The sequence below is a fragment of the Bradyrhizobium sp. Gha genome (assembly GCF_900113735.1).
Classification (GTDB): Bacteria; Pseudomonadota; Alphaproteobacteria; order Rhizobiales; family Xanthobacteraceae; genus Bradyrhizobium.
In genome coordinates, this window is sequence record NZ_FOQM01000015.1 from 101,307 (window position 1) to 121,159 (window position 19,853).

21 protein-coding genes are annotated in these 19,853 nt (G+C 63.8%); 14 read left to right on the top strand and 7 right to left on the bottom strand.

Translation table 11 applies throughout. The annotated features are described in order from the left end of the window. Positions 1–7 precede the first annotated feature (7 nt). A complete protein-coding gene (locus BM222_RS19385) occupies positions 8–832 on the top strand; it encodes a TonB family protein (RefSeq protein ID WP_092230386.1) in 825 nt (274 codons plus the stop codon). Here BM222_RS19385 and BM222_RS19390 read toward each other — a convergent pair. Then, on the bottom strand, positions 820–1,242 hold the full coding sequence (locus BM222_RS19390) for a hypothetical protein (RefSeq protein ID WP_092230545.1): 423 nt from the start codon (positions 1,240–1,242) through the stop codon (positions 820–822). The two genes, BM222_RS19385 and BM222_RS19390, sit on opposite strands and share 13 nt — an antisense overlap. A gap of 80 nt (positions 1,243–1,322) precedes the next feature. After that, positions 1,323–2,003, bottom strand: coding sequence for a site-2 protease family protein (locus BM222_RS19395; RefSeq protein WP_092230388.1), 681 nt, complete (start codon positions 2,001–2,003; stop codon positions 1,323–1,325). A gap of 603 nt (positions 2,004–2,606) precedes the next feature. On the opposite strand from BM222_RS19395, the gene BM222_RS19405 reads away from it, so the two are divergent. Further along, complete coding sequence (locus tag BM222_RS19405) at positions 2,607–2,996, top strand: hypothetical protein (protein WP_244547187.1); 390 nt, start codon at positions 2,607–2,609, stop codon at positions 2,994–2,996. On the opposite strand, the gene BM222_RS19410 is transcribed toward BM222_RS19405, so the two are convergent. The 5 genes from BM222_RS19410 to gntR form a co-directional block, all read right to left on the bottom strand. Beyond that, a complete protein-coding gene (locus BM222_RS19410; protein ID WP_092230390.1) occupies positions 2,975–3,367 on the bottom strand; it encodes a GFA family protein in 393 nt (130 codons plus the stop codon). The two genes, BM222_RS19405 and BM222_RS19410, sit on opposite strands and share 22 nt — an antisense overlap. A gap of 7 nt (positions 3,368–3,374) precedes the next feature. Continuing rightward, complete coding sequence (locus tag BM222_RS19415) at positions 3,375–4,121, bottom strand: SDR family NAD(P)-dependent oxidoreductase (protein WP_092230392.1); 747 nt, start codon at positions 4,119–4,121, stop codon at positions 3,375–3,377. A 21-nt stretch (positions 4,122–4,142) separates the two neighbouring features. Then, on the bottom strand, positions 4,143–4,874 hold the full coding sequence (locus tag BM222_RS19420) for an SDR family oxidoreductase (RefSeq protein ID WP_177243322.1): 732 nt from the start codon (positions 4,872–4,874) through the stop codon (positions 4,143–4,145). Positions 4,875–5,008: 134 nt separating this feature from the next. Beyond that, positions 5,009–6,838 (bottom strand): IlvD/Edd family dehydratase, encoded by a 1,830-nt coding sequence (locus tag BM222_RS19425; protein ID WP_092230396.1) that lies wholly within the window; start codon positions 6,836–6,838, stop codon positions 5,009–5,011. A gap of 126 nt (positions 6,839–6,964) precedes the next feature. Continuing rightward, entirely contained in the window at positions 6,965–8,062 is a 1,098-nt protein-coding gene (gene gntR, locus BM222_RS19430; protein ID WP_143105997.1) for an HTH-type transcriptional regulator GntR, read from the bottom strand. A gap of 205 nt (positions 8,063–8,267) precedes the next feature. Between gntR and BM222_RS19435 the strand changes: the two genes are divergently transcribed. The 12 genes from BM222_RS19435 (at position 8,268) to BM222_RS19490 (ending at position 19,767) form a co-directional block, all read left to right on the top strand. Then, a complete protein-coding gene (locus BM222_RS19435; protein WP_092230398.1) occupies positions 8,268–9,329 on the top strand; it encodes an ABC transporter ATP-binding protein in 1,062 nt (353 codons plus the stop codon). A gap of 48 nt (positions 9,330–9,377) precedes the next feature. Next, complete coding sequence (locus BM222_RS19440; protein WP_092230400.1) at positions 9,378–10,691, top strand: ABC transporter substrate-binding protein; 1,314 nt, start codon at positions 9,378–9,380, stop codon at positions 10,689–10,691. Positions 10,692–10,755: 64 nt separating this feature from the next. Continuing rightward, entirely contained in the window at positions 10,756–11,703 is a 948-nt protein-coding gene (locus BM222_RS19445) for a carbohydrate ABC transporter permease (protein ID WP_092230402.1), read from the top strand. 2 nt (positions 11,704–11,705) lie between these two features. After that, positions 11,706–12,581, top strand: a complete 876-nt coding sequence (locus tag BM222_RS19450) for a carbohydrate ABC transporter permease (RefSeq protein ID WP_092230404.1) — start codon at positions 11,706–11,708, stop codon at positions 12,579–12,581. Positions 12,582–12,656: 75 nt separating this feature from the next. Next, entirely contained in the window at positions 12,657–13,643 is a 987-nt protein-coding gene (gene denD / locus BM222_RS19455) for a D-erythronate dehydrogenase (protein WP_092230407.1), read from the top strand. A 30-nt stretch (positions 13,644–13,673) separates the two neighbouring features. Then, positions 13,674–14,642 (top strand): sugar kinase, encoded by a 969-nt coding sequence (locus BM222_RS19460; protein ID WP_177243323.1) that lies wholly within the window; start codon positions 13,674–13,676, stop codon positions 14,640–14,642. Between the two features lie 28 nt (positions 14,643–14,670). Beyond that, on the top strand, positions 14,671–15,321 hold the full coding sequence (gene eda / locus BM222_RS19465) for a bifunctional 4-hydroxy-2-oxoglutarate aldolase/2-dehydro-3-deoxy-phosphogluconate aldolase (RefSeq protein ID WP_177243324.1): 651 nt from the start codon (positions 14,671–14,673) through the stop codon (positions 15,319–15,321). A gap of 60 nt (positions 15,322–15,381) precedes the next feature. Continuing rightward, complete coding sequence (locus BM222_RS19470) at positions 15,382–16,551, top strand: acetyl-CoA acetyltransferase (RefSeq protein ID WP_092230413.1); 1,170 nt, start codon at positions 15,382–15,384, stop codon at positions 16,549–16,551. A 121-nt stretch (positions 16,552–16,672) separates the two neighbouring features. Then, entirely contained in the window at positions 16,673–16,876 is a 204-nt protein-coding gene (locus tag BM222_RS19475) for a hypothetical protein (protein ID WP_092230548.1), read from the top strand. Positions 16,877–16,994: 118 nt separating this feature from the next. Continuing rightward, on the top strand, positions 16,995–18,194 hold the full coding sequence (locus tag BM222_RS19480) for a CaiB/BaiF CoA transferase family protein (RefSeq protein ID WP_092230416.1): 1,200 nt from the start codon (positions 16,995–16,997) through the stop codon (positions 18,192–18,194). Between the two features lie 11 nt (positions 18,195–18,205). Beyond that, the gene (locus BM222_RS19485; protein WP_092230418.1) at positions 18,206–19,342 is read left to right on the top strand and encodes a thiolase family protein; all 1,137 of its coding nucleotides are present in this window, start codon (positions 18,206–18,208) and stop codon (positions 19,340–19,342) included. Continuing rightward, positions 19,339–19,767, top strand: a complete 429-nt coding sequence (locus BM222_RS19490) for a Zn-ribbon domain-containing OB-fold protein (RefSeq protein WP_092230420.1) — start codon at positions 19,339–19,341, stop codon at positions 19,765–19,767. Before BM222_RS19485 ends, BM222_RS19490 begins: the two co-directional genes overlap by 4 nt. Positions 19,768–19,853 lie beyond the last annotated feature (86 nt).

Genomic DNA, 19,853 nt, shown 5'->3' on the forward strand with positions numbered 1-19,853 from the left:
GGTCGCCATGTCGGTTGAGCTCGAACCCAAATCATCCAGGAGGCTTTGGATATTGGCGGCGGTCGCGGCGCTCGCGCTCCATTTGGGCGGGGCTGCGCTCGCGCTCGCCAGCTTGCGGACCGATGATAGCGATGAAGGCTTGGGCGCTGCGGGTGCCGAGTTCGCGGTCGAGATGGCTTCTCCGCCGATTCAAGATTCCAATCAGGCCCTTGGTCCGACGGATTCCGAAGAGCAGGAAGAGCGTCCGGAGCTTCAGCAGCAGAAGGCCGAGACGAAGGAAACGGATCTTCCGCAGGATCGACCGCAACAGCTCGAGGATGCTGATCGCCTTGTCTCTGAGAACAAGGCGAAGAAGGAGCAGGACGACGATCCGAAGGTCGCCGCCACCGAAACGCCCGCGATGGAAGCTCAGCAGAAGCAGGTTGCCATGGAGCGGCAAACCTTCGAGGACGCCACGCGCGAAGCTGACAGGGCCATGGCTCCGGTGCTCGGCATTGGTAAGGACGTGCTTAAAATCACGGCGGACTGGAACCGCAAAATCAGCGCGCACCTCGCGGCTCACAAGGTCAATCCGGAGGGCAAGCAGCCCAATAATCAGACGACCAAGGTGAGCTTTTCACTCAATCGACGAGGCAACGTGGTGTCGGTCGACGTGGTCGAATCCTCCGGAGACGCCGCTTTCGACGCGGCAGCGGTCGCCATGGTCCGCAAATCAGATCCTTTCCCGGTACCACCTGCCGCGTTGACCGAGGACCGGGTCGAGCGCACCGTCGATATCGTTTTCAAGCCGCCGGAAGACAAGAAAAAGAAGAAGACGGCTCAGCGCCAGTAGTACTTGATCCCGACATACACCACGACCAGGCAGGTGAAGATCAGCGCCACCGGGAGAGGACGCTTCTGGGTTCCACTGACCGCGGCTGCACCGAAGAAGCCAGTCTTCTTCGCTTTGGGCCCCGGCCGGCGGAAGGCGGTAACATTGTCCGTCACCGGCTCGGGCGCCCGGGTGCGGACGTCGGGCGGGTTCCCGCCGCCGCCCATCTCCAGATAGTAGGCTTTGTAGACCTCGGTGATGGTGGCCTCGGACGCTTCGTCCTCGCTCATCCGATCCAGCAGCTTCTTGTAGCCCTCGAGGAACCCCTGGGCGTCGGGAGGCAGCGCCGACAACCCATTCAGCTTGGCCATCATCTTCCAGGTGGCGAAATCGGCGCGGGCACGGGTATCGGCGCGTCGCGCGATCAGCATATCGGCAGCTTTGACCAAGTTGGCCTCTAGCCCTTCGGCTTTGTTTTAAAAGTGCAGGAACTCAAAACGTAGCGCTTCAACTATGCGTTGCCGGTAGCGAAGAGAACAGCTTGAATCACATAACCGGTCAACGTTCGCAGTATTGCTGAAATAACATCAAGATTTAGACCGAACTGGGAACCCGCCATCGGCAGCAGAATCAGCAGGGCGATCAGGATCAGCATGCCGAACGGCTCGAGCCGCGCCAGTGGCAGGGCGAGCGGGCGGGGCAACAGCCCGACCGCGACCCGCCCGCCGTCGAGCGGCGGGATCGGCATCATGTTGAAGACGGCCAGCACCGCGTTGATCAGCAGCGCGTTCTTGAGGTTGTCGAAGATCCATTGCGCTGAACCCGCGGGAGCCCAGGGCAGGGCGTGGAGGGCGAGGCCTGCTGCGAGCGCCAGCAGGATGTTGGTGATCGGACCGGCGAGGGCGACCCAGACCATATCCAGCTTCGGGTGGTTGAGCTTGCGGAAATTCACCGGCACCGGCTTGGCATAGCCGAACAGGAACGGCGAATGCGCAAACAGCAGCATCGCGGGCAGGATCAGGGTACCGAAAGGGTCGATGTGCCTGAAAGGATTGAAGCTGACGCGGCCGAGCTGCCAGGCGGTGTCGTCGCCGAGCCGGTGCGCGACGAAGCCGTGCGCGGCCTCGTGGAAGGTGATGGCCAGCACCAGCGGCAGCACCCACACCGAGAGATCATAGAAAGAAATGTTCACGTCGCATCTTGCCCGTTTGTGCCCGTCGCCTTGCAGACGACCAACCGGCGGTGCAGCAACGCTTCAGCTCAACATAGGGTCGCCGGTTCCGAAATGCCACGCTGCAAATGATCGGCGAGCAGCGCCGCCGGGTGCGGCAGGTTGCGCGCGCGGTGCAGGCGGATGTCCGCCGCGGGCAGCGACGGCAGGCCGTCGCGCGAGCCGAGCGGGCGCAGGCAACGCGGGCAGAGTGCCTGCCTTCACCACGGTGACCGCGAGGCCCTGCGCCACGATCGCTTCCACCGCCGTCAGCATTCGGCTGACAAAGACGAGCCGCCAGGGCCGACCGAACAGGCATCCGCGCGGGTAGAGCGCCACGGGCCGGCATGGTCGCGGTCAGTCCGGTCTCGACCTCGACCCTCACAGTCGGATGGCTTTTGGCAAAGCTCGCCAGCAGCGGTGGAATCACGATCGTGCCATAGTCGTCCATCACGCCGAGGCGGATCACGGCCTCCGGCTTGCGTGCGCGCAACGCGCCGATTGCTTCGGCATGAAGGGCAAGGATTCGCTGCGCATAGGCACGCAGCTCATCTCCCGCGGCGGTCGGCACGACGATTCGCGCCGTTGCTGTCGCTGGTGATCGGCGCCGCGCTCGACAGCGAAGCCCTGACCTGGCGCAAATCGATCGGTGTCGTGGTGGCGACATCAGGTGTCGCCATCGCGCTGCTCTCCGACTTGAGTTCGGCGCCATCATGGCCGCAGGCGCTGCCTGTCTCTTCGCGCTCTCGAGCCTGCGCGGCAGCTTCGCGCCCGTCGCAGATTTCGGCAGGTCGCAATGGCTCGCGGCGCTCTATGTCGGGCCTGCTACACGAGCCGCTGCGCTGGAATCTCGCAGCCGGCATCGTCGCGGTGTTCGCCGGCATTTGGTTGGCCACGACGAGCGGACGGCGCGTTGAGGCCGCCGGCCTGTCTGCTCAAGCCGACCCTGAGCGTCAAGCCGGGATCGTTCCCTGATATTGCATCAGACCATCGTCGAGCTTCACCCAGGCGAGCTTTTCCGAGACCCAGATGTGCTCGGTCGGCGCGAAGGCGTTGCGGTCGTCGAAGGTCGCGAGGGCGACGCCAGCCAGCGTGCCGTTGCGGCGCCAGGAGAACAGCCGCGTGCCGCAAGTCTTGCAGAACACGCGATCGATCGCTTCGGACGACTTATAGCGGCCGGTGTCTCCCTCGACCGTCAGCATTTTCTGGTCGAACTGGGCGCGGGCGAAATAGGGCGAGCCCATCGCCTTCTGGCACATGCGGCAGTGACAGATGCGCACGTTCAGCGGCTCGCCTTCCGCCTTGAACCGCACTGCGCCGCACAGGCATCCACCTTCTCGGATCATGGCTGTCTCAGTAGGTTGCACGTCCACCGGAAATGTCGAAAACTGCGCCGGTCGAGAAGGCGCAATCTTCGGACGCAAGCCAGCTCACCATCGCGGCAAGCTCTTCCACCAGCACGAAGCGGGCTTTGGGGATTTTCGACAGCATGAAATCGATATGCTGCTGCGTCATCTGGTCGAAGATCGCGGTCTTGGCCGCGGCCGGCGTTACCGCATTCACAAGAATGTCATGCGCAGCGAGCTCCTTGCCGAGCGACTTCGTCAGCGCGATCAGGCCGGCCTTGGAGGCCGAATAGTGCGAGGCGTTCGGATTGCCTTCCTTGCCGGCGATCGAGGCGATATTCACGATACGCCCGTATTTCTGCTTGAGCATCACGGGCACGATGGCCTTGCAGACGATGAAGGGACCGTCAAGGTTGATGCGCAGCACCTTGCGCCATTCCTCGAGATCGGTCTCCCAGACCGGCTTGTTGATGCCGGCGATGCCGGCATTGTTGACGAGGATGTCGATCCTGCCAAAAGCTGCCAGCGTCGCATCGCGCGCCTGATCGACGCCTGCCGTGTCGGTGACGTCGACCTTGAAGGCGCGGACGTTGTCGCCGATGTCCTTTGCGGTCTTCTCGGCGAGCGCAGCGTCGAAATCCCAGATCGCGACCTTGGCGCCGGAGGCGACGAAGCGCTCGGTGATGGCGCGGCCAAAGCCCTGCGCGCCGCCGGTGACGACGGCGACGCGGCTGTTGAGATCAATCTTGTTCATCAGATGTGATCCCGGTGGAGGTCAGAGCATGTAGCCGCCGTCAACAACCAGGTCGACGCCGGTGGTGAAGGCGCTCTCGTCGCTGCCGAGATAGACCGCCATGTTGGCGATTTCGTCGGCGGTGCCGAGCCGGCCCATCTTCTGCCGGGAGATGAACATCTCCTTGCCCTGCGGTCCCTGCGCGGCGGCGCGGTCCAGCATCGAGGGGGTCTCGACGGTGCCGGGGCAGATCGAGTTGCAACGGATGCCCTTGGTGATGAAGTCGAGCGCGACCGCGCGGGTCAGCAGCGACACCGCAGCTTTCGAGGAGCTGTAGACGTAGCGATTTGCCGGCGGCCGCAGCGCGGCGCAGGACGAGATGTTGACGATGCTGCCGCCCCCGCCGGCCAGCATATCCGGCAGGAACGCCCTGATGGTCCGGTGCATCGACTTGACGTTGAGGTCGAAGGAAAAATCAAAATCCTCTTCCGAACATTCCAGGATCGTGCCGTGATGCACGAAGCCGGCTGCATTGAGCAGGATGTCGATCCGGCCGGTCCGCTTGGCAAAGGCATTGACGTCGGCGGTGTTGCGGACGTCGAGTTTGGCGACCTCGGCGATGCCGTCCTTGGTCAGTTCAGCGATGCCTGCTTCGTTGATGTCGGTGGCGATGACGGTTGCGCCTTCACGCGCGAATGCGAGGGCGCATGCGCGCCCGATGCCTGCCGCTGCGGCCGTGATGACGGCGCGCTTCCCCTTGAGGCGGTTGGCCATGTTTTTGTTCTCCCTATTGTTCATTCCGGTGCCAACCCCACGTCATTGCGAGGAGCGAAGCGACGAAGCAAATCCAGGATATTCCATGGGGATCAACTGCATTGCTTCGCTTCGCCCGCATGACGGTGTGGCTGTCAGTGATTATCCCGGGGCACGCCGAACGCCGAGGCGACGTTCTGGTAGCGCGTGGCGAGTTCCACGCAGGCGCCGGTCTCGTGCTGGCCGACGGTATCGCGGTAGATCTGCTGCCACGGCGTCTGATTCGGCGGATGCTTGAAGCCGCCGGCGGCCTTGAGCTCGGCGTGGCGCTTCTTCAGCTCCTCGTCCGAGATCAGGATGTTGGCGCTGCCCTTGTTGAGGTCGATGCGAACCTTGTCACCGGTCCGGAGCACCGCGAGCCCGCCATTGGCGGCGGCTTCCGGCGAGGCGTTGAGGATCGATGGCGAGCCCGAGGTGCCGGACTGGCGGCCATCGCCGATGCAGGGCAGGGCGAGGATGCCGCGTTTGATCAGCGCGGCCGGCGGCTGCATGTTCACGACCTCGGCGCCACCAGGGTAGCCGATCGGGCCTGTGCCGCGGATGAACAGCACGCAGTGCTCGTCGATGCCGAGCGCGGGATCCTCAATCCGTTCATGATAATCCTCCGGCCCCTCGAACACGACCGCGCGTCCTTCGAACGCGTTCAGGTCCTTCGGGTTGCTCAGATAGCGCTCGCGGAACTCCTTTGAGATCACGCTGGTCTTCATGATCGCGGAATCGAAAAGATTACCGCGCAGCACCAGGAAGCCGGCATCCTTCACCATCGGCTTGTCGTAGGCCCAGATCACGTCCTGATCGGGCTTGGGCGCATGCGCGCAGTTCTCGCCGATGCCGCGGCCGTTGACGGTGAGCGCGTCCTCATGGATGCGCTTGTGCTTCATGAGTTCGCGGATCACGGTGGGCACGCCGCCGGAGCGATGGAATTCCTCGCCGAGATAGAAGCCGGCCGGCTGGAGGTTGACCAAGAGCGGCACGTCGTGGCCGAATTTCTGCCAGTCGTCGATCGAGAGCTCGACGCCGATGTGGCGCGCGAGCGCGTTGATGTGGATCGGTGCATTGGTCGAGCCGCCGATCGCCGAATTCACCACGATGCAGTTCTCGAACGCCTTGCGGGTCAGGAAATCCGAGGGCTTGAGATCCTCCCAGACCATGTCGACGATGCGCTTGCCGGTCTCGTAGGCGATCTGGCCGCGCTCGCGATAGGGCGCCGGGATCGCCGCGCAGCCCGGCAGCGAGAACCCGAGCGCTTCCGCGAGCGCGTTCATGGTCGAGGCCGTGCCCATGGTGTTGCAATGGCCGACCGAAGGCGCCGAGGACGCCACGATTTCCATGAACTCTTCATAGTCGATCTCGCCGGCGGCGAGCCTTTCGCGCGACTTCCAGACGATGGTGCCGGAGCCGGTGCGCTCACCCTCATGCCAGCCGTTCAGCATCGGGCCGCCCGACAGCACGATCGCGGGCAGGTTGACGGTCGCCGCCGCCATCATGCAGGCAGGCGTGGTCTTGTCGCAGCCGGTGGTCAGCACCACGCCGTCGAGCGGATAGCCGTAGAGGACCTCGACCAGGCCGAGATAAGCGAGGTTGCGGTCGAGCGCCGCGGTCGGGCGCTTGCCGGTCTCCTGGATTGGGTGGGTCGGGAATTCCATCGCAATGCCGCCGGCCTCGCGGATGCCCTCGCGGACGCGATGGGCGAGCTCGATATGATGGCGGTTGCAGGGGGAGAGGTCGTTGCCGGTCTGGGCGATGCCGATGATCGGCTTGCCGGACTGCAGCTCGGCGCGGGTGAGGCCAAAGTTGAGGTAGCGCTCCATATAGAGCGCGGTCATGCCCGGATTATGCGGGTTGTTGAACCAGTCCTGCGAGCGAAGGTGGCGGCGGCCCCCGTTACCGGCGGACGCATGCCCATTGGTTGGCTTTTTTGTCATTGGTTTCTCCTTCAATGCAAACGCAGCGGGCGACGTCGGGGGTGTCGATCGGTGCGATGCCCGGCAGCGCGAGCATGTAAAGACGGCCCGCCTGCTGGCGAACGTTTCTCATCGTTGCGATACTACTCACGGGTCGTTGGTAACGCTATCATTTTGTACGGCGGGCGCCCGCTCCGGCGGGCGGGGGCTGACGGCCGACCGCTGCGTCTGCGAACTCTGCCGCTCGATCACGGTAAAGCCGAGATCCAGCACGGGCTCGTCCGGCCGCCTGCCTTCGATCGCCTCGATCAGCATCGCAGCAGCCGTGCTGCCCATCTCGTAGCGGTTGGTTCGCACGCTGGTCAGCGTCGGCACCGAGGCGGCCATGAATTCGAGATCGTTGAAGCCGACGATCGCGATCTGATCGGGCACCGCGATCTCACGGCGTCGGCATTCAAAGAGAACGCCGAGCGCAAGGTCGTCATTGGCGCAGAACACCGAGTCGATGCCGGATTCGCGCGCGAGCAGATCGGCGAACAGCGCGCCCCCGAGCGTGACCGAGGTCGGCGTCGCCGTGGTCACGATCAGTCTTTGGTCGTAGAGGCCGGCATCCTTCATGGCCACGACGTAGCCATCGAGCCGGCGTTGAACCCGCGGGTCCATGCGCGCCCCAACGAAGCCGATCTTGCGATGGCCCTGCGCGAACAAATGGGCTATCGCCGCCCGCGCGGCGTCAAAATGCGAAAAGCCGATCATCATGTCGACGGGATCAGGGCCGATTTCCATGATCTGGATGATCGGGCAGTCGGCCGCCTCGAGCATCGCGCGCGATTCCGTGGTCTGGTCGATGCCTGTGACGATCAGCCCCGCCGGCTTCTGCGCCAGAAACAGGCGCAACAGCTTCTCCTCCTGGAGAATGCTGTAGCGCGTGTTGGACAATTGGATCGAGTAGCGGCTGCCTTCGGAGGCATCATAGATGCCGCGCAGCACGTCCGAGAATACGTTGTTGGTCAGTGATGGAATCAAGACACCGATCACTTCGGTGCGCTGGGAGGCCAGCGCGCGTGCCGCAAGGTTGGGCACGTAGCCCAGCTCGCGGGCCGCGCTTTCGACCCGCGTCCGTTTGGCGAGCGACAACGCCTCGGGATTGCGGAAGAAGCGGGAGGCTGTAATCGGGCTGACGCCGGCCAGCTCGGCCACTTCCGCCAACCGAATCTTGCCAGACTTGGTGCGCTTTCGACCCATTTGTTGCTCATAACACAGCCGCTTGCGCAAACAAAGGATCGTTGACAGCGCTACCAGCAGCGACTAACCAAAGACAAATTGCCAAACCCGCACAAACTGCCGACAATGCCACCTGTTAAGAGGGGCTTCGGTTCGGCGAAGTTCAGAAAAAACAAGACGGTGGCGGCGCGACAGTTGCGCCGTCTAAGTCGGAGGAGGGAGCTAGATGTCGTCTGTGCAAATCCGCGACGTGCGGAAATCGTTCGGCAATTTTGAAGTCCTGCACGGCGTCTCGATCCCGATCGAGGATGGCCAGTTCGTCGTCCTTGTTGGCCCCTCCGGCTGCGGCAAGTCGACGCTGCTGCGCATGCTCGCAGGCCTCGAAAACATCACCTCCGGCACGATCTCGATCGGCGACCGAGTCGTCAACAATGTCCAGCCCAAGGAGCGGGACATTGCGATGGTGTTCCAGAACTACGCGCTCTATCCGCACATGACCGTCGGCGAGAACATGGGCTTCTCGCTGAAGCTGCGGAACGCCAGCTCCGACGAGATCAGCAAGCGCGTCAAGCGCGCCGCTGAAATCCTCGCGCTGTCGCCGCTGCTCGATCGCTATCCCCGCCAGCTCTCCGGCGGCCAGCGCCAGCGCGTTGCCATGGGCCGTGCCATCGTGCGCGATCCCCAGGTGTTCCTGTTCGACGAACCCTTGTCGAACCTCGACGCCAAGTTGCGCGTCGCCATGCGCACCGAGATCAAGGAGCTGCATCAGCGGCTCAAGACCACGACCGTCTACGTGACCCACGACCAGATCGAGGCCATGACCATGGCCGACAAGATCGTCGTCATGCATGACGGCATCGTCGAGCAGATGGGTACGCCGCTCGAGCTCTACGACAAACCGGAAAACCAGTTCGTCGCCGGCTTCATCGGCTCGCCCGCGATGAACTTCCTCAAGGGCCACGTGCGGGTCAACGGCGTCGCCACATTCGAAGGTCCGAACGGTGTCAAGCTGCCGCTCAAGAGCGTGCCGGCCGGCTCCGACGGCAAGCCCGTCGTCTACGGCGTCCGCCCTGAGCATTTCACCATCGCCGACGACGGCGCCGATGCCGAGATCGTCGTCGTCGAGCCGACCGGGTCCGAAACGCAGGTGTTTGCAAAGCTCGGCGGCGAGCAGGTCGTGGCTGTGTTCCGCGAGCGTCATCAGTTCAACCCGGGCGACAAGGTCCGGCTGAAGCCCGATCCGTCCGTGGTTCACTTGTTCGACGAGGCGACCGGTAAGCGCATGTAGCGACATAAAAACCGACCAATACAAATATAAAAAACCAGGGAGAGAACGATGAGCGATTTCAACAGGCGTAGTGTGCTTAAAGCCAGCCTGGGCGGCGCAGCTTTGCTCGCCGGCCCAGGGATCGTCCCCGTCCGGGCTGCGGAGTGGACGAACACGCCGGAGCCGAATGCCTCCATTCGCGTGCTGCGCTGGAAGCAGTTCATCCAGGCCGAGTTCGACAAATTCGCCGAGCAAACCAAGAAGTTCTCCGAGAAGACCGGCGTCAAAGTGAAGCTCGAGGCCGAAAGCTGGGAGGACATTCGTCCGAAAGCCGCGGTCGCAGCCAATGTCGGCGCCGGCCCCGATCTCATCATCGGCACGCTCGATGATCCCCACAAATTCCCGGAAAAGCTGATCGACGTCACCGACGTCGCCGACTATCTCGGCGCCCAGTATGGCGGCTGGTATCCGGTCGCCCAGAAGTACGGCAAGAAGGGCAATGGCTGGATCGCGATTCCGCAAGGCGCCACCGGTGGCTGCCTCAACTACCGCATCAGCCACGTGAAGGCCGCGGGCTTCGAGGAATTCCCGAAGGACACCGATGGCTTCCTCAAGCTTTGTCAGGCGCTGAAGAAGAACAACACGCCGGCCGGCTTCGCGCTCGGCCATGCCACGGGCGATGCCAACGGCTGGTGCCAGTGGGCGCTGTGGGCGTTCGGCGGCAAGGTCGTCAACGAGAAGAACGAGGTCGTGCTCGATTCTCCGGAGACGATCGCGGCGCTCGAATACGTCAAGCAGCTCTATGCGACGTTCATTCCAGGCGTGCTGTCGTGGAACGACTCGAACAACAACAAGGCCTTTCTCAATGGCGAGATCAGCCTCACCCTGAATGGCATCTCGATCTGGACCGTCGGCAAGACCTCTCCTGATCCAAAGCAACAGGAGATCGCCAAGGACATGAACCACGCGCCGATGCCGGTCGGCCCCGTGGGCAAGCCGACCGAACAGCAAAACATCCTGGTCTACTACGGCTACAAGCACTCGAAGTATCCGAAAGCCGTCAAGGAATACATCAAGTTCATGATGGACAAGGAGAACTACGACGCCTGGGAGGTTGCCTCCAACGGCTACGTCTCGCCGCCGCTCCCGGCCTACAATGACAACCCGGTCTGGACCTCCGACCCCAAGATCACGCCGTACCGCGACTGCCTCAAGCGCTGCCTGGACAACGGCTATGCCGGCGATCTCGGCTACGCCTCGGCCGCCGTCATGGGCGACTTCGTCGTGGTCGACATGTTCGCGGAAGCCGCCTCCGGCTCGGCCACGCCGCAGGAAGCTGCGAAACGCGCTGCCGAGCGCGCCAAGCGCTACTACCAGGTCTGATCTGCTACGGCGGCGGCGTTCACTTGCTGGGCGCCGCCGCCGACGCCTCTAAGGGGAGTCCGACATGGCCGTTATCGCCGAGCCCGTGGCCGCGCACGTCAAGCCCAGGAGTTTGTGGAGCAGGGCGTTCGAAAGCCGGAATTTTCTCGGCGCCATGTTCATGGTGCCGGCGATCGCCATCCTGATCCTGTTTCTGGCTTACCCGCTGGCGCTCGGATTCTGGCTCGGCATGACCGACACCAAGATCGGCGGCGTCGGCCGTTACATCGGCTTCCAGAACTTCGTCTCGCTGTCCAAGGACAGCGTGTTCTGGCTGTCGGTTTTCAACACCATTTTCTATACGGTGTTTGCGAGCATCGTGAAGTTCGCGATCGGGCTTTATCTGGCCCTGCTGCTCAACGAGCGGCTGCCGTTCAAGTCGATGGTCCGCGCCATTGTGCTGTTGCCTTTCGTGGTGCCGACCGTGCTGTCGGCGATCGCGTTCTGGTGGATCTATGACAGCCAGTTCTCGATCGTCTCCTGGGTGCTGATCAAGGCCGGCCTCCTGAGCCGTTACATCGATTTCCTCGGCGATCCCTGGAATGCCCGCTGGTCGGTCGTGATCGCCAATATCTGGCGGGGCGTGCCGTTCGTCGCCATCACGCTTTTGGCGGGATTGCAGACCATCTCGCCCTCGCTCTACGAGGCGGCGAATCTCGACGGCGCCACGAATTTGCAGCGCTTCCGCCACATCACGCTGCCGATGCTGTCGCCGATCATCGCGGTCGTGATGACGTTCTCGGTGCTGATGACGTTCACCGACTTCCAGCTGATCTACACCATCACCCGCGGTGGGCCGATCAACGCCACGCATCTGATGGCGACGCTCTCGTTCCAGCGTGCCATCACCGGCGGCAATCTCGGCGAGGGCGCCGCGATCTCGAACGCGATGATCCCGTTCCTGGTTGCGGCAATCCTGTTGAGCTTCTTCGGACTTCAGCGGTCCCGCTGGCAGCAGGGCGGGAGGGACTGATCATGAGCACCGTAGACGACCAAAGCGTCGGAATGGACTACCTCGAGAGCTTCCCGCGGAAGTTTCTCCGGGTGTATCTCCCGCTCGGCCTGATCATCTTCTTCCTGCTGTTTCCGTTCTACTGGATGGCGGTGACGACGTTCAAACCTGACGCGGAGATGTACGATTACGAGAAGTACAATCCGTTCCTGATCGCCCATCCGACGCTCGAGCACGTCAAGAAGCTGTTCTTCGACACCGACTATCCGCTGTGGATGTGGAACACCGTGATCGTCTCGGTGTCCTCGACCTTCATCTCGCTGTTCGCCAGCGTCTGTGCGGCCTATGCGATCGAGCGTCTGCGCTACAAGGGCTCGCGCTATGTGGGCCTGGCGATCTTCCTCGGCTATCTCGTCCCGCCGTCGATCCTGTTCATTCCGCTCGCCGCGATCGTGTTCCAACTCGGCCTGTTCGACGGCAATCTCGCGCTGATCCTGACCTATCCGACCTTCCTGATTCCGTTCTGCACCTGGCTCCTGATGGGCTATTTCCGCACCATCCCCTACGAGCTCGAGGAATGCGCGCTGATCGACGGGGCGACGCGGCTCCAGATCCTGACCAAGATCACGCTGCCGCTGTCGCTGCCTGGGGTGATCTCGGCAGGGATATTCGCCTTCACGTTGTCCTGGAACGAGTTCATCTACGCGCTGACCTTCATCTCTTCATCGGAGAACAAGACCATTCCGGTCGGCGCCATCACCGAGCTCGTCAACGGCGACGTCTATCATTGGGGCGCTCTGATGGCGGCGGCCCTGACCGGCTCGGTCCCCGTAGTTATCCTTTATTCCTTCTTCGTAGAGTACTATGTGTCGGCGATGACCGGCGCCGTGAAGGAATGACCAGCGGGGCCTGCGTGAAAACGCGCCACACGGTTCAAGAGCGGCGCGTTCCTGCCAATAAGAAGGAGTAGGCTCTTGCACATTCTGGTTCTGGGCGCAGCCGGCATGGTCGGCCGCAAATTGTGTGAACGGCTCTTGCGCGACGGCCGGCTCGGCAAGAGCGACATCACCAAATTGACCATGCATGACGTGGTCGAGCCCAGAAAGCCGGAAAAGGCCGGCTTCCCGGTCGAGACCGTCTCGGGCGATTTCGCTGTCCCGGGTGCTGCCGAAAAGCTGATCGCTGGCCGGCCCGACGTGATCTTCCATCTCGCCGCCATCGTCTCGGGCGAAGCCGAGCTCGATTTCGACAAGGGCTATCGCATCAACCTCGACGGCACGCGGATGCTGCTCGATGCCATCAGGCTCGTCGGCGGCGGCTATAAGCCGCGCGTGGTGTTCACGTCCTCGATCGCGGTGTTCGGCGCGCCGTTCCCGGATGCGATCGGCGACGAGTTCTTCCACACGCCGCTCCTGAGCTACGGCACCCAGAAGGCGATCGGCGAGCTGCTGCTGGCGGATTACTCGCGCCGCGGCTTCCTCGACGGCATCGGCATTCGCCTGCCGACCATCTGCATCCGGCCGGGCCTGCCCAACAAGGCGGCATCGGGCTTCTTCTCCAACATCCTGCGCGAGCCGCTGGCCGGCAAGGAAGCCGTGCTTCCGGTGTCCGAGGATGTCCGCCACTGGCACGCCACGCCGCGCTCCGCCGTCGGCTTCCTGCTCCATGCCGGCACGATGGACCTTGCCCAGGTCGGTCCGCGCCGCAATTTGACCATGCCCGGCTTCTCGGCGACGGTCGGCGAGCAGATCGCAGCCCTCAGGCGCGTCGCCGGCGACAAGGTCGCCGCGCGCATCAAGCGTGAGCTCGATCCGTTCATCGTCGGCATCGTTGGCGGCTGGCCGCGGAATTTCGAGGCGAAGCGGGCGCGCGAGCTCGGCTTCACCACCGAAGAGAAGAGCTTCGACGATATCATCCGCATCCACATCGAGGACGAGCTCGGCGGCAATTTCGTCGCCTGATCGTTTCAGATGAATAGCATGGGAATGACGATGGCGAGCGTGGCTTGCATCGGTGAATGCATGGTCGAGCTCCGGCAGGCGCAAGGCGCCCAGTCGGGCGGGCAGGGCGGCGGGCTGTTTTCGCGCGGCTTCGGCGGCGACACCCTCAATACCGCCGTGTATCTGGCGCGGCTCGAGGTCAAGGTCGACTATTTCACCGCGCTCGGCGACGACGGCATGAGCGAAGAGATGATCGCGGCCTGGAATGCCGAGGGCGTTGGCACAAGACGCGTGGTGCGGCTGCCGGGCAAGCTGCCCGGCCTCTACATGATCCAGCTCGATGCCGCCGGCGAGCGCCAGTTCTTCCACTGGCGCGACAGCGCGGCGGCGCGGCAGCTGATGAGCCTGCCGGAGACCGACGAGCTGCTCAACTCGCTGATGAGCTACGACGTCGTCTATCTCTCCGCGATCACGCTCTCGATCTACGACGCGGCCGGGCGCGATCGCCTGTTTGCGGCGATCAAGCGCGCGCGCCTGCTCGGCACGCGCTTCGTGTTCGACACCAATTTCCGTGCACGCGGCTGGCCCGATCGCGAGGTCGCGCGCGAGGTGTTTGCCACTGCCTTTGCGGCCGCCGACATCGTGCTGACCTCGACCGAGGATCTGCTCGCGCTCTATCCCGGCGAAAGCCCGGAGCAATTGATGGCGCGCATCCCGACATCAGAACTGGTGTTCCGCCTTGCCGAGCCCGTCAGTTTGTTGCGCTTCCCCGGCGGGACGAGCGAGGTCCGCGCCGAACCAATGACCAAGCCGGTCGTTGACACCACGGCCGCCGGCGACAGCTTTGCCGCGGCCTATATTGCGGCCCGGCTCGGCGGCTCTGATCCGGTGGAGGCGGCCCAATCAGGACATCGCCTCGCCAGCCTCGTGATCTGCTATCCTGGCGCCATCATTCCGGGCTATGCCATGCCGCCGAAGAAACGGCCCCGGCCGGCGACCACGCGTCAAGCGACCAAGTGAAACGAACATCCGAGATAAGATTCACGATATGACCACGACCGCCCAACAGAACCACCTCGTCGCGCTGTTCAAGGCCGCGACCGTCATTCCCGTCCTCACCATCGAGCGGATCCAGGATGCCGTGCCGCTGGCAAAAGCCCTGGTGGCCGGCGGCGTCCGCACGTTGGAGGTGACCCTGCGCACCCCCATTGCGATCGAGGCCGCGCGGGCGATCATGTCCGAGGTCCCCGATGCGGTCGTCGGCATCGGCACCATACTCAATCCGGCCGACTTCACCCGTGTCGAGAAGCTCGGGGTCGCGTTCGGCATCAGCCCGGGCCTGACCCCTGACCTCCTCAAGGCCGCCACGCACAGTTCTTTGCCGTTCGCGCCGGGCATTGCCACGGCGTCCGAGCTGATGATGGCGCTGTCCTACGGCTTCGACGTCGCAAAGTTCTTCCCCGCCGAGCAGGCCGGTGGCATCAAGGGCCTCCGCTCGCTGGGCGGGCCGTTTCCGAATGTGCGGTTCTGCCCGACCGGCGGCGTCGGCGAAGCCAATGCGGCGACCTGGCTTGCCGAGCCCAATGTGGTCGCGGTCGGCGGTTCCTGGCTGTGTCCGACGGCCGAGATCAAGGCCGGAAACTGGGCCGGCATAACTGCCATCTGCCAGCGCACCCTCCAGGCGCTTAAACCTGCGTGAAGTCTTGCCATCCCTGCGCTAAGACTTAGGTCAGCAAGAGACCGCCAGGGAGAGAAGACCATGACCGCCAGCATCGTCGGATGGGCGCACACGCCGTTCGGCAAGTTCGACACCGAAACCGTCGAAAGCCTCGTCACCCGCGTGACCAATGAGGCGATCGCCGATGCCGGCATTTCGGCCTCCGACGTCGACGAGATCGTGCTCGGCCATTTCAACGCCGGTTTCTCGGCGCAGGATTTTACCGCCTCGCTGGTGCTCCAGGCCGACCCGAAGCTGCGCTTCAAGCCGGCGACCCGCGTCGAGAATGCCTGCGCCACCGGCTCCGCCGCCGTGCATCAGGGCCTGCGCGCGATCGCCGCAGGCGCGGCTCGAATCGTGCTGGTCGTCGGGGTCGAGCAGATGACCCGTACCCCGGGGGCGGAGATCGGTAAGAATCTCCTCAAGGCGTCTTACTTGCCGGAGGATGGCGACACGGTCGGCGGCTTTGCCGGCGTGTTCGGCAAGATCGCCAGCTCCTATTTCCAGAAATACGGCGACCAGTCCGATGCACTGGCGCTGATCGCGGCCAAGAACCACAAGAACGGCGTTGCCAATCCCTTCGCCCAGATGCGCAAGGATTTTGGCTTCGAGTTCTGCCGTGCCGAGAGCGAGAAGAATCCCTATGTCGCCGGTCCCTTGAAGCGCACCGATTGCTCGCTGGTGTCCGACGGCGCGGCTGCATTGGTGCTGGCCGATGCCGAGACCGCCAAGACCATGGGCAAGTCGATCGGCTTCCGCGCCACCGCGCACGCCCAGGATTTCCTGCCGATGTCCAAGCGCGACATCCTCCAGTTCGAGGGCTGCACGGTGGCCTGGCAGCACGCGCTGGAAAAGGCGGGGGTGACGCTCAACGATCTCTCCTTCGTCGAGACCCATGACTGCTTCACCGTCGCCGAGCTGATCGAGTACGAAGCGATGGGCTTGACGCCGAGGGGGCAGGGCGCCCGCGCCATCAAGGAAGGCTGGACGCTCAAGGACGGCAAGCTGCCGGTCAATCCGTCCGGCGGCCTCAAGGCCAAGGGCCACCCGATCGGCGCCACCGGCGTCTCCATGCATGTGATGACCGCAATGCAGCTCGCGGGCCAAGCGCCGGAAGGCATGCAGCTCAAAAATGCTAAACTCGGCGGCATCTTCAACATGGGCGGCGCGGCCGTTGCCAACTACGTCTCGGTGCTGGAGCCGCTGAAGTAGATCTGGTAGGGTGGGCAAAGGCGCACTTGCGCCGTGCCCACCCTTTTCTTGCGCTAGATCATGGTGGCCCGCTTCGCTTGGCCCACCCTACGGCTCCTGATTGATTGGCGAGACGCGCATCATGAGCAACGACTACGACTATCTCTCGATGGATCAACTCAACGATCGCATCGCGATCCTCGAGGACAATATCCGCCAGCTGATCGAGCAGGCTGCCGCGGCGTCCGGCGAGCAGAACGAGTCGCGCATCGCCGATCGCATCAACCAGCAGAACGACGAGCTCGACCGTCTCGTGAAAATCCGCGAATCCCGCCAGAAGAAATAGGAGGCATCGCCGCGCATGCGGCCATACGCCGGCCGCCCTTGCGCGCGCACGGTCGCTGCCTTTAGCTGGTTCGAAATCGCGGGCCGCTTCGAGTGCCCGCGCAATCGGGAGCGAACGCATGGGGCCGCTGAAGGGCATCAAGGTCGTCGACATGACCACCGTGCTGATGGGTCCTTATGCGACCCAGATGCTCGGCGATTACGGTGCCGACGTGATCAAGGTGGAATCGCTCGACGGCGACGTCACCCGGCTGATCGGCCCGATGCGGCACACCGGTATGGGTCCGGTGTTCCTCAACACCAACCGCAGCAAGCGCTCGATCTGCCTCGATCTGAAGAAGCCCGCGGGGCGCGAGGCCGTGCTGCGGCTGCTGAAAGACGCCGACGTGCTCGTCTACAATGTCCGCCCGCAGGCGATGGCGCGGCTTCAACTCGGCTATGACGTCGTCTCCGCCATCAACCCGCGCCTCGTCTATGCCGGCGTGTTCGGCTTCGGTCAGGACGGGCCCTATGCCGCAAAACCCGCCTATGACGATCTGATCCAGGGCGCGACCGCGCTGCCCGCCTTGATGGCGCAGACCGGCGACGGTGTGCCGCGCTACGTGCCGAACGCGCTGGTCGACCGCATCGTCGGCCTCACCGCCGTCGGCGCGATCTGCGCCAGCCTCGTGCATCGCGACCGCACCGGCCGCGGCCAGCGGGTCGACATTCCGATGTTCGAGACAATGGCCGGCTTCGTCATGGGCGACCACATGGGTGGGCTCACCTTTGATCCGCCCCTCGACAAGGGCGGCTATGCCCGCCATCTCTCGCGCGACCGCAGGCCCTACAAGACGTCGGACGGCTATCTCAGCGTCATCGTCTACAACGACAAGCAGTGGGAGAATTTCTTCAAGGCTACAGGGCGCGACGATCTGCGCGCCGACCCCAAATTCGCGACCTTCGCCGGCCGCGCCGCCAATATCGACGTCGTCTATGCCGAGCTAGCCCGCATCTTCGAGACGCGCACCACGGCCGACTGGATCGAGCTTCTGACCGAGGCCGACGTGCCTGTCATGCCGATGCATGATCTCGCGTCGATTCTGCACGATGAGCATCTCGAAGCCACAAATTTCTTCCCGGTGGTGAACCATCCGACCGAAGGGCGGATTCGCAGCATGAAGGTGACGGCGAGCTGGTCGGAGACCGAGGCCGAGACTGTCAGGCTCGCGCCACGGCTCAACGAGCATGGCGCGGAGATCCTGCGCGAGATCGGCTATTCCGCGGACGAGATCGCCGCCATGGTCCGGGACGGCGTCACGCGTTCGGTGCCGGAGTAGGAAGGGGCGTCATGAGCTTCGTCACCGGCGTCGGCCTCACACCTTTCGGCAAGCACGAAGGCTCATCCTCGCTCGACCTGATGAGCAAGGCCGCCCAACTCGCTCTCGACGACGCCGGGCTCAAGCGCACCGAGATCGACGGCATCCTTTGCGGTTACTCCACGGTCTCACCGCACATCATGCTGGCAACCGTGTTCGCCGAGCATTTCGGCATCCGCCCGTCTTACGCGCACGCCGTGCAGGTCGGCGGCGCGACGGGGTTCGCGATGACGATGCTCGCGCATCACCTCGTCGTATCGGGCGTCTGCCGCAATGTGCTCGTTGTTGCCGGCGAAAATCGTCTGACCGGACAAAGCCGCGACGCCTCCATCCAGGCGCTGGCGCAGGTCGGCCACCCCGATTACGAAGTGCCGCTCGGTCCGACCATTCCCGCCTATTACGGCCTCGTCGCCAGCAGGTACATGCACGAATACGGCGTGACCGAACAGGACCTCGCCGAATTCGCGGTGCTGATGCGCGCCCATGCCAGCACCCATCCCGGCGCTCAATTCCACGATCCGATCACCGTCGCTGACGTCATGGGCTCGAAGCCGGTGGCAATGCCGCTCAAATTACTCGACTGCTGTCCGGTGTCCGACGGCGGCGCCGCCTTCGTCATCAGCCGCGAGCGGACCGGCGAGGCCGGCGTGCGCATTCGCGGCTGTGCCCAGGCGCACACGCATCAGCACGTCACGGCCGCGCCCGCTCTCGGTGAGCTTGGTGCCGAGATCTCCATCGCTCGCGCCAGGGAGGCGACGGGGCTTGCGATCTCCGACGTGCGCTACGCCGCGATCTACGACAGCTTTACCATCACGCTCGCCATGCTGCTGGAAGACCTCGGTCTTGCCCAACGCGGCGAGGCGTCCGCGCGCGCAAGATCCGGCCATTTCAGCCGCGACGGCGCCCTGCCGCTCAACACCCATGGCGGCTTGCTCAGCTACGGCCATTGCGGCGTCGGCGGCGCCATGGCGCATCTGGTTGAGGCCCATTTGCAGATGACGGGGCGGGCGGCTGCCCGTCAGGTCCGCGACGCATCGATTGCGCTGCTGCACGGCGATGGCGGCGTGCTGTCCTCCCATGTCAGCATGTTTCTGGAGCGGGTGCGATGAGCGATCGCTTGGCGGACTGGACCAAGGGCGAACAGGCGATCACCTACCAGGCCTGCAGCTCATGCGGCCATGTGCAATATTTCCATCGCGACTTCTGCGCCGCGTGTGGAATCAAAGGTCCGCGCGTGGCGCGCGCCAGCGGCAAGGGCAAGGTCTACGCGACCTCGCTGGTTTGCCGTGCCGCTACGCCCGGAACGCGCGCGCACGTGCCCTACAACATCCTGCTGGTCGACTGTGCCGAGGGTTTTCGGATGATGGCCCATGGCGACAATGATCTCGTCATTGGCGACGAGGTGATCGTTGGCTTCAAGCCGTTTGCCGGTAAGCTGGTCCCGTTCTTTGTGAAGATACAGGAGGGGGATCCGTCATTCGGGGGCGGTCGAGAGACCGAGCCTGGAACGGGAATTCTGGGCCTGGCTTGCTAGGGCCGCGCTTTGCGCGGTCCCGGGAAGGCCACCCCGGAATGACGAAAACTCCGAAACTAGCTCAACGCCCGTAGAACAAGATGCTG

Excerpts from the sequence above, each read along its gene's own strand:
- BM222_RS19490 (WP_092230420.1), top strand. The coding sequence starts at position 19,339 with ATGAGCGATCGCTTGGCGGACTGGACCAAGGGCGAACAGGCGATCACC.
- BM222_RS19445 (WP_092230402.1), top strand. The coding sequence starts at position 10,756 with ATGGCCGTTATCGCCGAGCCCGTGGCCGCGCACGTCAAGCCCAGGAGT.
- BM222_RS19425 (WP_092230396.1), bottom strand. The coding sequence starts at position 6,838 with ATGACAAAAAAGCCAACCAATGGGCATGCGTCCGCCGGTAACGGGGGC.
- BM222_RS19450 (WP_092230404.1), top strand. The coding sequence starts at position 11,706 with ATGAGCACCGTAGACGACCAAAGCGTCGGAATGGACTACCTCGAGAGC.
- BM222_RS19480 (WP_092230416.1), top strand. The coding sequence starts at position 16,995 with ATGGGGCCGCTGAAGGGCATCAAGGTCGTCGACATGACCACCGTGCTG.
- BM222_RS19385 (WP_092230386.1), top strand. The coding sequence starts at position 8 with ATGTCGGTTGAGCTCGAACCCAAATCATCCAGGAGGCTTTGGATATTG.
- BM222_RS19415 (WP_092230392.1), bottom strand. The coding sequence starts at position 4,121 with ATGAACAAGATTGATCTCAACAGCCGCGTCGCCGTCGTCACCGGCGGC.
- BM222_RS19460 (WP_177243323.1), top strand. The coding sequence starts at position 13,674 with ATGGCGAGCGTGGCTTGCATCGGTGAATGCATGGTCGAGCTCCGGCAG.
- eda (WP_177243324.1), top strand. The coding sequence starts at position 14,671 with ATGACCACGACCGCCCAACAGAACCACCTCGTCGCGCTGTTCAAGGCC.
- BM222_RS19410 (WP_092230390.1), bottom strand. The coding sequence starts at position 3,367 with ATGATCCGAGAAGGTGGATGCCTGTGCGGCGCAGTGCGGTTCAAGGCG.
- BM222_RS19470 (WP_092230413.1), top strand. The coding sequence starts at position 15,382 with ATGACCGCCAGCATCGTCGGATGGGCGCACACGCCGTTCGGCAAGTTC.
- BM222_RS19420 (WP_177243322.1), bottom strand. The coding sequence starts at position 4,874 with ATGGCCAACCGCCTCAAGGGGAAGCGCGCCGTCATCACGGCCGCAGCG.
- gntR (WP_143105997.1), bottom strand. The coding sequence starts at position 8,062 with ATGGGTCGAAAGCGCACCAAGTCTGGCAAGATTCGGTTGGCGGAAGTG.
- BM222_RS19485 (WP_092230418.1), top strand. The coding sequence starts at position 18,206 with ATGAGCTTCGTCACCGGCGTCGGCCTCACACCTTTCGGCAAGCACGAA.
- BM222_RS19435 (WP_092230398.1), top strand. The coding sequence starts at position 8,268 with ATGTCGTCTGTGCAAATCCGCGACGTGCGGAAATCGTTCGGCAATTTT.
- BM222_RS19475 (WP_092230548.1), top strand. The coding sequence starts at position 16,673 with ATGAGCAACGACTACGACTATCTCTCGATGGATCAACTCAACGATCGC.
- BM222_RS19440 (WP_092230400.1), top strand. The coding sequence starts at position 9,378 with ATGAGCGATTTCAACAGGCGTAGTGTGCTTAAAGCCAGCCTGGGCGGC.
- BM222_RS19390 (WP_092230545.1), bottom strand. The coding sequence starts at position 1,242 with ATGCTGATCGCGCGACGCGCCGATACCCGTGCCCGCGCCGATTTCGCC.